The 10,805-nt window shown below is 71.9% G+C and carries 11 protein-coding genes; 7 read left to right on the forward strand and 4 right to left on the reverse strand.

Annotation, left to right across the window (positions count from 1 at the left end; all coding sequences use genetic code 11):
• Positions 1–313 precede the first annotated feature (313 nt).
• The gene (gene mgrA / locus ACGFI8_RS07535) at positions 314–1,303 is read left to right on the forward strand and encodes an L-glyceraldehyde 3-phosphate reductase (protein WP_392802844.1); all 990 of its coding nucleotides are present in this window, start codon (positions 314–316) and stop codon (positions 1,301–1,303) included.
• Between the two features lie 43 nt (positions 1,304–1,346).
• On the opposite strand, the gene ACGFI8_RS07540 is transcribed toward mgrA, so the two are convergent.
• The gene (locus ACGFI8_RS07540) at positions 1,347–1,991 is read right to left on the reverse strand and encodes a TetR/AcrR family transcriptional regulator C-terminal domain-containing protein (RefSeq protein WP_392801405.1); all 645 of its coding nucleotides are present in this window, start codon (positions 1,989–1,991) and stop codon (positions 1,347–1,349) included.
• Between the two features lie 84 nt (positions 1,992–2,075).
• Here ACGFI8_RS07540 and ACGFI8_RS07545 point away from each other — a divergent pair, with 84 nt between their 5' ends.
• On the forward strand, positions 2,076–2,498 hold the full coding sequence (locus tag ACGFI8_RS07545) for an ester cyclase (RefSeq protein WP_392801407.1): 423 nt from the start codon (positions 2,076–2,078) through the stop codon (positions 2,496–2,498).
• A gap of 3 nt (positions 2,499–2,501) precedes the next feature.
• On the opposite strand, the gene ACGFI8_RS07550 is transcribed toward ACGFI8_RS07545, so the two are convergent.
• From ACGFI8_RS07550 to ACGFI8_RS07560, 3 genes are read right to left on the reverse strand one after another with little or no spacing between them, the layout of a single operon-like run.
• Positions 2,502–2,819, reverse strand: coding sequence for a DUF5808 domain-containing protein (locus ACGFI8_RS07550; RefSeq protein WP_392801410.1), 318 nt, complete (start codon positions 2,817–2,819; stop codon positions 2,502–2,504).
• Entirely contained in the window at positions 2,816–4,042 is a 1,227-nt protein-coding gene (locus tag ACGFI8_RS07555) for an RNA polymerase sigma factor (protein WP_392801412.1), read from the reverse strand. Before ACGFI8_RS07555 ends, ACGFI8_RS07550 begins: the two co-directional genes overlap by 4 nt.
• Positions 4,039–4,380, reverse strand: coding sequence for a YciI family protein (locus tag ACGFI8_RS07560; protein WP_392801414.1), 342 nt, complete (start codon positions 4,378–4,380; stop codon positions 4,039–4,041). Before ACGFI8_RS07560 ends, ACGFI8_RS07555 begins: the two co-directional genes overlap by 4 nt.
• A gap of 110 nt (positions 4,381–4,490) precedes the next feature.
• On the opposite strand from ACGFI8_RS07560, the gene htpG reads away from it, so the two are divergent.
• The 5 genes from htpG to ACGFI8_RS07585 all read left to right on the forward strand — a co-directional run bounded on the left by htpG (position 4,491) and on the right by ACGFI8_RS07585 (position 10,796).
• Positions 4,491–6,341, forward strand: a complete 1,851-nt coding sequence (htpG, locus tag ACGFI8_RS07565) for a molecular chaperone HtpG (protein ID WP_392801416.1) — start codon at positions 4,491–4,493, stop codon at positions 6,339–6,341.
• A 22-nt stretch (positions 6,342–6,363) separates the two neighbouring features.
• The gene (locus tag ACGFI8_RS07570; RefSeq protein ID WP_392801419.1) at positions 6,364–7,539 is read left to right on the forward strand and encodes a phosphotransferase family protein; all 1,176 of its coding nucleotides are present in this window, start codon (positions 6,364–6,366) and stop codon (positions 7,537–7,539) included.
• A gap of 67 nt (positions 7,540–7,606) precedes the next feature.
• Complete coding sequence (locus ACGFI8_RS07575; protein WP_392801421.1) at positions 7,607–8,101, forward strand: hypothetical protein; 495 nt, start codon at positions 7,607–7,609, stop codon at positions 8,099–8,101.
• A complete protein-coding gene (locus ACGFI8_RS07580) occupies positions 8,101–9,492 on the forward strand; it encodes a hypothetical protein (RefSeq protein WP_392801424.1) in 1,392 nt (463 codons plus the stop codon). Before ACGFI8_RS07575 ends, ACGFI8_RS07580 begins: the two co-directional genes overlap by 1 nt.
• Positions 9,489–10,796, forward strand: coding sequence for a VWA domain-containing protein (locus ACGFI8_RS07585; RefSeq protein ID WP_392801425.1), 1,308 nt, complete (start codon positions 9,489–9,491; stop codon positions 10,794–10,796). Before ACGFI8_RS07580 ends, ACGFI8_RS07585 begins: the two co-directional genes overlap by 4 nt.
• Positions 10,797–10,805 lie beyond the last annotated feature (9 nt).

A 10,805-nucleotide genomic window follows, 5' to 3' on the forward strand; every position in this document is an offset into this window, starting at 1 on the left:
CGCTCGCCGCCTGCGCCGCGGACCGGGCGATCTCGTGGATCGACGCGGACATCTCCTCGGCGCCGGCCACGACGCTGTGCACGCTGCCGGCCACGTGCCCGGCGGCGCTCGCGACCGCCTCGGAGCGGGCCGAGGTGCTCTCGGCGGAGTGCGCGATCTCCTCGCTGGTGGCCGCGAGCCGGCCGGCCGCGTCGGCGACCTCCCGCACGGTCTCGCGGGTGCGGGCGGTGGCCGCAACGTCGTGCGTACGGTCGGGTAGCGACCCTAGTGTTGGCTCGTGACGTACATCCCTGATCCATCGCGTTATGAGCACATGCAGTACCGGCGCAGCGGGCGCAGCGGCCTGAAGCTGCCGGCCGTCTCGCTCGGGCTGTGGCACAACTTCGGCCACGACCGTCCGCTGGACGGGCACCGCGCGCTCGTGCGGCGCGCCTTCGACCTCGGCATCACGCACTTCGACCTGGCGAACAACTACGGCCCGCCGTACGGCTCCGCGGAGGAGAACTTCGGGCGCATCCTGGGCGGCGACCTCCGGCCGTACCGCGACGAGCTGATCATTTCGACCAAGGCCGGGTACGACATGTGGCCGGGCCCCTACGGCGAGTGGGGCTCGCGCAAGTACCTGCTGGCTAGCCTCGACCAGAGCCTGCGGCGGATGGGGCTGGAGTACGTCGACATCTTCTACTCGCACCGCTTCGACCCCGAGACGCCGCTGGAAGAGACCATGGGCGCGCTCGACGCGGCGGTGCGGCAGGGCAAGGCGCTGTACGTCGGCGTCTCGTCGTATTCGCCCGCCAAGACCGCGGAGGCGGCGGCCATCCTGCGGCGGCTCGGCACGCCGGCGCTCATCCACCAGCCGTCCTACTCGATGCTCAACCGCTGGATCGAGGACGACCTGCTCGACGTGCTCGAGCGGGAGGGCATCGGCTGCATCGCGTTCTCGCCCCTGGCGCAGGGGATGCTGACCGACCGTTATCTCGGCGGCGTGCCGGCCGGCTCGCGCGCCAGTGAGGGCGGCTCACTGTCGCCGGAGTGGCTCACCGACGACTACCTTGCCAAGATCCGCGCGCTGAACGACATCGCCGCCGCCCGGGGCCAGAGCCTGGCCCAGATGGCGCTCGCCTGGACGCTGCGCGACCCGCGGGTGACCTCGACGCTGATCGGCGTGAGCAGTGTGGCGCAGCTGGAGGACAACGTCGCGGCGCTGGCCAACCTGGAGTTCTCGCCCGCCGAGCTGGCGGCCATCGACGAGCACGCGACCGAGTCCGGCATCAACCTCTGGGCCCGCTCCAGCGCCGACTGACCTCCGCTCCACCAGGGCGGCCCCCGGCAGGCCCGGGGGCCGCCTATTTGATTACGGAAAACGCCGAGAAGCCGGTGAGCAGGGCCTCCACGGCGAACGTGAACCGGGCCGCGTCGTCGGTGCCCGCGCCGGTGTGCACGGCCCGCAGGATGAGCGGGTACCGCTCTCCGTCGAGGCCGGCTAGCCAGCCGGGCGAGCCCGGCCCGTCGCCCGCGCCGATGCCCACCTCCGCGGCGGCGTGCCCCAGCACGAACAGGGTCAGCGTGTTCAGCACGTCCAGCGCCGTGCCCAGCGGAAACCCCGCCCCGGTCAGCGTGCGCAGGCCGCCCTCGACGGCGTCGAGCGTCGCCGGGGTGACCGCCGGCCGCACGACCGCCGGCAGGATGCCCGGGTGGCGCAGCAGTGCCGCCCGCAGCTCGTGCGCATAGCCGCGCAGGTGTGCGCGCCAGTCGGGGCCGGGCGCGGCCGGCTGGGCGGCGGTGAACAGCCGCTCCACCATGCCGTCGACCAGGGCCTCCTTGTTGGGCACGTAGTGGTACAGCGTCATCGCCTCGACGCCGAGCCGCGCGCCCAGGCCACGCATGGTCAGGCCGGCCAGGCCGGACTCGTCGGCGAGCTCCAGGGCGGCGTCGAGCACCTGCTCGCGGGTGAGCCCGGCGCGCTCGCCGCGCTGTCGCTTCGGGGACACGGCGGCCTCCTCGGTTGACTCTTCTTACGGCGTAAGTCTACAGTGGCGGCATCAAACTTACGTCGTAAGATTGCGAGGCGCGCGATGGACGCGAACAAGCAGGTCGTGACCGATTTCTTCCGGGCCGTGAACGAACGCCGGATCGCCGACTGGGGCGACTACATGGCGGCCGACGTGGTCGACCACAACAAGATCATTTTCGGCGAGGAGGACGAGCCGGGGGCGGCGTTCGAGGGCTTCCGGCAGCAGTTGGAGGCGTTCGGCGACGGCGGGATGTGCCCGCAGCAGCTCGTCGCCGAGGGTGACACGGTGGTCGCCCGCCTGCTGGTGCGGGCCACGCACACCGGCTACCACCCGCGGATGCCGGAGCCCACGGGGCGTTCATGCGAGGTCGAGCAAATCTGGATCTTGACCCTGCGGGCGGGCAAGATCTCGGAGATCCGGGCGGTCAGCGACCGCCTCGGCATGTTCGCCCAGCTGGGGTGGGACTGGCCGGCCGCCGGCTGACGGTCAGCTCCGGCCGTGGGCCCCCGCGAGAGTGCCCACGACGATGCCCAGCGCGATGACGGCGAGGATGCCGAAGACCGCCTGCCAGGCGCGGCGGTGGCCGAAGTTGATCGTCCAGCCCAGGCCCAACCGTTTGGGGACGAACAGGTTGGGGTCGTCGGGGTTGGCGTAGATGAAGCCGTGCCAGCCGCGCTCCTCGCGGCCGCCCCGGGCGCTGATCGGCGCGCCGCGGCGGTTGACGGGGATCACGACGACGGCCAGCGCGACGACCGCGACGATGAGCGCGATCGCGAGCAACTGGGCGAGCACTGGGTTCGTCATGCTTCGAGCATCTCACCCGGTGTCACGGTGGTCGAGCCATCGGGCTCGGCGCGGGACAGCAGGTACCGCCGTTCGGCCGCGTTGCCGGCGAGCTCCGCGGCCGTCGCGTACGCGGCCCGGGCCTCGGCGGCGCGGCCCACCCGGCGCAGGAGGTCGGCGCGGACGGCGTGGAACACGTGGTACCGCGGCAGGCTCAGGCCCTCGACGAGCCGCAGCCCGGCGTCGGGCCCGTCGACCTCGGCGACCGCGACGGCGCGGTTGAGCGCGACGACCGGCGTCGGCGCCACCGCCATGAGCTGGTCGTACAGCTGGACGATCTGCCCCCAGTCGGTGGCCTCGGCGCTGGGGGCGTCGGTGTGCACGGCGTTGATCGCCGCCTGGATCTGGTACGGGCCGGGCCGGTTGCGCCGCAGGCATTCGCGCACGATGCGGTGGCCCTCGGCGATCGCCGCCCGGTCCCAGCGCGTGCGGTCCTGCCGGGGCAGCGGCACCAGGGCGCCCAGCGCGTCGACGCGGGCCGGCCGCCGGGCCGCGGCCAGCAGCATGAGGGCCAGCAGGCCGGCGGTCTCCGGCTCGTCGGGCATGAGGCGGCGCAGCATGCGCCCGAGCCGGATCGCCTCCGCGCACAGGTCGTCGCGGACCAGCTCATCGCCGGAGCCGGCCGCGTAGCCCTCGTTGAAGATCAGGTACACGACCGTGAGCACCGCCGACAGACGGTCGGGCAGATCGGCCTCGCGCGGCACGCGGTACGGGATCCCCGCGTCGCGGATCTTGCTCTTGGCGCGCACGATGCGCTGCGCGAGCGTCGCCTCGGGCACCAGCAGCGCCCGGGCGATCTCCGGCGTGCTCAGCCCGCCGAGCAGGCGCAGCGTGAGCGCCACCTGCGCGTGGCGAGCCAGCGCCGGGTGGCAGCACGTGAAGATCAGCCGTAGCCGGTCGTCGGGCTCGTCCGGAGGTATGTTGTAGATCAATTCGGCCTCGGCGTGCTTCTCGGCGCGCCTGGCCTCGCGCCGGAGCCGGTCGATCGCGTGGTTGCGCGCGGTTGTGATGATCCATCCGGCCGGGTTGGGCGGCGCGCCGCCGTCCGGCCAGCGCTGCAGCGCCGCCGCGAACGCCTCCTGGACCGCCTCCTCGGCGAGGTCGATGTCGCCGAAGCTGCGGACCAGGACGGCGACCGCGCGGCCGTACTCCTCCCGGAAGACCCGCTCGACCTCGCGGCTCATCGGAAGGGCCGCACCTCGATCGGCAGTGTGGTGGCCGCCACGGCCCGCCGCGCCCACTCCAGCGCCTCGTCCAGGTCCTCGCACCGCAGGATCAAGAACCCGCCGAGGTGCTCCTTGCCCTCCGCGTACGGCCCGTCGGTGATCAGCACGTCGTCGCCCTTGGGCCGCAGCGTGGTCGCGGTGCCAGGCTGGTGCAGCCCGCCGTTGAACACCCAGACCCCGGCCTCCTTGACGGCGCGCTCGAGCTCCGCGACCCGCGCCATGATCCGCTCCATCTCCTCGGCGGCCGGCGGCTCCCCGGTGCTCGGCTCGACGACGCTGAGCAGGTACTGCTTCATGATGTTCCCCCTCATCGGAGTGCTGTTGGTCTCTACACGAACGGCACCCCCCGGTTTCGACATCGCGCCAGTATTCTTTTCGGCGGTCATAGCCTCGAGAGGGAGTCGAAGTGAGCGAGACGCTGGAGTTCCAGGCCGAGACCAGACAGCTCCTGCAGTTGATGGTCCATTCGATCTACTCCAACAAGGACATCTTCCTGCGGGAGCTGATCTCAAACGCCTCCGACGCGCTGGACAAGCTGCGGCTGGAATCGCTGGTGAACAAGGAGCTGGACGTCGACACCGACGATCTGCACATCCGGCTCGAGGTCGACAAGGACCAGCGCACGCTCACGGTGCGGGACAACGGCATCGGCATGTCCCACGACGACGTCGTCTCGCTCATCGGCACCATTGCGAAGTCCGGCACCGCGGAGCTGCTGAGCAAGCTGCGGGAATCGCCCGAACAGCAGCAGCGGGCGGAGCTCATCGGGCAGTTCGGCGTCGGTTTCTATTCGACGTTCATGGTCGCCGACAAGGTGACGCTGGTGACCCGCCGCGCGGGCGAGAGCCAGGGCACCCGGTGGGAGTCGGCCGGCGAGGGCACCTACGAGATCGAGTCGCTGGAGGAGGCGCCGCAGGGCACCACCGTGACGCTGCACCTCAAGCCGGAGGACAGCGAGGACCGGCTGTTCGACTACACGGCGGAATGGAAGATCCGGGAAATCGTCAAGAAGTACTCGGACTTCATCGCCTGGCCGATCCGGCTCGACGGCGCCGACGCGCCGCTCAACTCGATGAAGGCGCTCTGGGCACGGCCGCGCAGCGAGGTCGCCGAAGAGGAGTACAACGAGTTCTACAAGCACGTCAGCCACGACTGGACCGACCCGTTCGAGACCATTCACATGCGGGGCGAGGGCACCTTCGAATACGAGGCCCTGCTGTTCATTCCGGCGCGGGCGCCCTTCGATCTGTTCAGCCGCGACGGCAAGCGCGGCGTGCAGTTGTACGTCAAGCGCGTGTTCATCATGGACGACTGCGAGGCGCTGACCCCGCGGTACCTGCGATTCGTCAAGGGCGTCGTCGACGCGCACGACCTGTCGCTCAACATCTCCCGCGAGATCCTGCAGCAGGACCGCCAGATCCAGGTCGTGCAGCGGCGCCTGGTGAAAAAGGTCCTCGCCACGCTCAAGGAGATCAAGGAGAAGGATTCCGAGCGGTACGGCACGTTCTGGACCGAGTTCGGCCGCCCCCTGAAGGAGGGCCTGATCGACGACGCCGAGAATCGCGAGGCGCTGCTCGATCTCGTCCTGTTCCCCTCGACCCATTCCGCGGAGCAGCCGACCTCGCTGCGCGAATACGTCGAGCGCATGAAGGAGGGGCAGAACGACATCTACTTCATGACCGGCGAATCGCGCGCCACGGTGGAGAACTCGCCGCACCTGGAGGCGTTCCTCGCCAAGGGCTACGAGGTGCTCATCCTCACCGACCCGGTCGACGAGGTGTGGGTGGACCAGGTTGTGCAGTACGACGGGCGGCAGCTGCAGTCCGTGGCGAAGGGCCAGGTCGACCTCGGCGCCGAGGAGATCGCCCCGGAGCGCAGCGAGGGCTTCGCGCCGCTGCTGTCCTGGCTCGGCACGAAGCTGGAGGCCGACGTCAAGGAGGTGCGGCTGTCCACCCGCCTCACCACCTCGGCCGCCTGCATCGTCGGCGACGCGCACGACATCACGCCTACGCTGGAGAAGATGTACCGAGCGATGGGCCAGCCGATGCCGCACACGAAGCGAATCCTGGAGCTCAACCCCGACCACCCGCTGGTCGGGGGCCTGCGTGACGCGCACACCGCCGACCCGGACGCGCCCGGGCTGGCCGAGACCGCCGAGCTGCTCTACGGCATCGCGCTGCTGTCCGAGGGCGGCGAGCTGGCCGACCCGTCGCGCTTCACCCGGCTGATCGCCGACCGCCTGGCGAGGTCGCTGTGACGGCGGCGGTGTAGGAGCGGTCGTGCGTACGGTGACGCTGGTTCTCGTCGACGCGTCGGGCGTGGTGCTCGGCGCGCTGCCGGCGTTCCCCGTCGAGGTCCCGTACTGGCCCGAGGTCGACGATGTTGTCGCGGGGGCGCGGGAACGCTTCGGCGCCGACGTGACCGTGCTGCGGCTGCTGCACGCCGACCGGCCGCGCCCGCACGGCGGGGCGGTGACGTACCTCGCCCAGCTCGACGGGGCGGCGTCGGTGCTGGAGCCGGTCGACTTCCGGCCGGCGCCCCATCCGCTGCGGGCGCCCTACGCCGAGGTGGGCGGGCCGGCCGAGTCGGTGCGCTGGGCGTTGGACGAGATGCGGGGGCTCGGCCTCGGTACCGCCCGGAACGTCATGCAGCGCAAGACCTGGAACCTTTCTGCGGTGTGGCGGCTGGACGCCGTCGGCGGGCCGGTGTGGCTCAAGCACCTGCCGCCGTTCCTGCGTGCCGAGACCGAGGTCCTGGCGTGGCTCGGCGCGGTGGCCCCAGGCGCCGCGCCGAGGCTGCTCGCCGCCGACGGCACCGGGCGGCAACTGCTCGCGCACCTGCCCGGCGAGGACGGGTTCGGCGCGCCCGCCGAGGCCCGGTTCGCGATGGCGGACCTGCTGCACGGGCTGCAGCGCCGGGCGCTGGACGACCTGCCGCTGCTGGCCGGGCGCGGCGTGCGGGACCGGCGCGGCGGGCGGCTGCACGAGCAGATCCTGGTGGCGGCGGAGCCGTGGCTCGGCGAGATCTTCGGCCTCGACGCGCTGCTGGCCGGGCTCGGCAACCGGCTGGCCGCCGTCGCCGCGTGCGGCCTGCCGGACACGCTCGTCCACGGCGACTTCCACCCCGGCAACGTGCGTTTCTCCGCGACGGTACCGCCAGCGGTGCTGGACTGGTGCGATGCGTTCCTCGGCAACCCCGCCTTCGACATCCTCGCCCTGTGCGACGGGCTCGAGCCGCCCGAGGCGGAGCCGCTCGTGGCGCACTGGACGCAGCAGTGGCGGCGGCTGGCGCCCGGCAGCGACCCGGCCGCGGCGGTCGAGCTGCTGCGCCCCGTGGCGCCGCTGCTCGGCGCCGTCATCTACGCCGGGTTCGTGCACAACATCGAACCAAGTGAATGGCCTTATCACACCGAGGACGTTCCGACCTGCCTTCGGATAGCGGTCTCGCTGGCGTAGCGGTTTTTTGTCGTACCCGTGCGGTACAACTACCGGCGTCAAGGACCACCCCGAATGCTGGAGGTCGATGGTCTTGAGCGTCGAAACGCGCTCGACGGCGGTCGTCATACCGCCCGTAGAGCCACGCAAGCTGGCCAAGGTGCCGTTCGTCGAGCTGGCCGACGGGCGCCTGCAGGGCGTGGTGTCGAGCGGGTCGGACATCGAGCGGGTCTACGTCTCGTCGATCGGCGCAGGCAACCACGGACTGAGCTGCAGCACCAACAACAACCGGCCCTGCGGCGGGCTGCGCGGCGCCCACCCGTGCAAGCACCTGCAGGCGCTGCTGGACGAGGCCGAGGTGCAATACGGCCGCGAGCGCGTCGCCCGCTACCTGCGCCTCGACGTGGAGGACGGCCGGCCGCTGGCCGCCGGGCTGAAGGCGCACCACGAGCCGGCGCCGGCGGCCACCGTGTTCAGCGGGTTCCTGCGCCACCTGGCCTATCTGGAGCTGCCCGGCAGCGGCGAGCCGATCCCGGAGCTGCACTGGTTCCCGTCCGTCTCGCGGGTGGAGGAGGAGCGCTGATGCTGTCCTCGCTGTTCGCCGACGAGCCCGATCCGGGCATCGGCGACGCCCTCGGCCTCGCCGCCGCCGTCGACGACGGGCTGGTGCACGGCTTCGCCCGCGTGGACGAGGACCGGGTCGCGGCGCTGGCCGCGCTGGCCGCCGGGTTCGGCGGCAGCCCGCTGCGCGAGGCCGTCGCCGAGGCCGTCGACAAGATCGCGGCCGGCTCGATCGCCGACGACCACCTCTTCGCCCTCGCCGCGGCGCGCATCGCGCTGTTCGGCGCGGTGCACGACGCCCTGCTCGCGCGGGCCGACGCGGCACTGGGCCGGGAGCGCGCCGAGTGGCAGGGCGAGCCTGGTCTGGCCGCCTGGTCTGGGTCGGTCAGCGCGGAGCCTCATCGAGCCAGACTGGGCGTAGCGGCTGCGACCCACCTGCTCGCCGGCGCCCGGTCGTGGCTGCGCGAGCTTGCCATCACCGGCTGGCGGGGCGTCGACGATGACCTGGTCTCAGCCTCGGGCCAGGCCATCGAGGCCGCGCTCGCCGAGCCGGAGCTGCGCCGCCTCGCGGTGCTGCTCGACGGCCTGGCCGCGGAGCTGCGCGCCGGCAGCCCGATCGCGACGATGGATCACCTGCCCGTGCGCCGCTGGGCCGACCTGTGGAGCCGCGCGCTGCTGCTGGCCCGCGACGGCGGCCGCACGCAGCGGGCCGAGCAGGCCGAGCCGGTCACCGGGCGGCTGTTCGTGCTGGGCGCAGACGTCCACGAGCACCCCACCGCCGTGCAGGTGCAGGTGCACGGCGTGCTGGAGACCTCCGGCGGCGCCACGCGCCTGGTGCGGGCGAGCGTCTCCGCCGCGAAGGTCGACACGATCGTCGGCCCGGCGATCTGGCGGCTGCTGGCCGGCCACCAGATGCTGCTGACCGCGCTCGCCGAGCGGCGCGTCCTCGACCTCACCGACATGCCGCTGCTCCCCGGCGGCGACCTGATCTGGCGCGACGACCGGGCCCGGCCGGGCGAGGCGGCCGACCCGTTCACCACGGCTCGGGTCCACCTCGGCACCGCGCTCGCCCCGGCCGCGCCCCCGATGGAGCGGCACCCGGCCCGCATCGCCGAGCCGGTGTTCGTCGAGGACCTCACCGGCGTCCCGCTCGACACGCGCCGGCTGCCCGCCTGCGGGCCGCTGACGCCGCAGCTGCTGGCCGGAGCGACCGCCTGCATCGGCCTGCTGCGCTGGGACGACGGTGCCTGGACGGTCCAGCCGATCGGGGTGGAGACCACCGTCAAGAAGAAGCAGGTCGGGGTGCACACCATCGACTGGGCGCTCGGTCCCGCCGACCCGAAGCTGGCCAAGGCGGCCGGCGAGGCGGTCGAGGTGCTGCGCGAGCGGGCCGGAAGGTTGCTGCGCAAATGACCGCCGACGAGAACCGCCGCCAGGTGCTCTACTGGCGCATGCTGGGCCGGCTGTTCGAGGCCGACGAGCAGCCCTCCCTGGAGTCCGCCAGCGTCGCGATCGTCGACGACATCGGGCTGCCGCCGGCGCTGCTCGACCCGGGCGTCACCGTCGACAACCTGGTCCAGCGCCACCCGGAGCTGGCCGGGGAGTTCGAGGGCCTGCTGACGCCGGGCGCCGGCGACACGGCCGGCGAGGGAGCCGGTCTCGAGGTGCGCCGGGCCGCCCTGGTCTCCAAGCTGCTGATCAACGTGTTCAACACCGGCAGCGGCAGCGTGAGCGCCACCCAGCTGGCCAACTGGCAGGCCGACGCCGGCTGGTTCGAGAAGGCCCTCGGCGTGGACCCGGGCGAGCTGCGCGGGCGCCCCAGCGCCGGCGGCCTGGCGGGCGTGCTCGGCGGCATCGAGGGCGACCTGGTGAAGCGGATGCACCTGCGGGAGGTGCTCGCCAACCCGGCGCTGGCCAAGCAGCTGACCCCCAGCATGTCGCTCATCGAGCAACTGCTGCGGGACAAGAACAACCTCTCCGGCGTCGCGCTCGCCAACGCCAAGGCGCTCATCCGCCGGTTCGTCGACGAGGTCGCCGCGGTCCTGCGCACGCAGGTCCAGCAGACCAGCGTCGGCGAGATCGACCGGTCGGTGCCGCCGAAGCGGGTCTATCGCAACCTCGACATCGAGCGCACGATCTGGAAGAACCTCACCAACTGGAGCCCCGAGGACGAGCGGCTCTACGTCGACCGCCTCTTCTACAAGCACACCGCGAAACGCACCACGCCAGCCCGGCTCATCGTCGTGGTCGACCAGTCGGGCTCGATGGTCAACGCGATGGTCAACTGCACCATCCTCGCCTCCATCTTTGCCGGGCTGCCGAAGGTCGACGTGCACCTCGTCGCCTACGACACCCGCGCGCTGGACCTCACGCCGTGGGTGCACGACCCGTTCGAGGTGCTGCTGCGCACCCGGCTCGGCGGGGGCACCGACGGCACGGTCGCGATGGCGCTGGCCCAGCCGAAGGTGAGCGACCCCCGAAACACGGTCGTGGTGTGGATCTCCGACTTCTACGAGTCGCAGTCGCAGGTCCTGTTCGACTCGATGCTGGCCATGCACCGATCCGGGGTCAAATTCATTCCGGTCGGCTCCGTCAGCAGCGGAGGCCAGCAGAGCGTCAACCCGTGGTTCCGGCAGCGCTTCAAGGACATGGGCGCGCCGGTGCTCTCCGGGCACATCAAAAAGCTTGTCACCGAACTCAAGAGCTTCCTCGCATAGGAGACCCCC

This window comes from Dactylosporangium sp. NPDC048998 (assembly GCF_043197855.1).
Taxonomy (GTDB): Bacteria; Actinomycetota; Actinomycetes; order Mycobacteriales; family Micromonosporaceae; genus Dactylosporangium.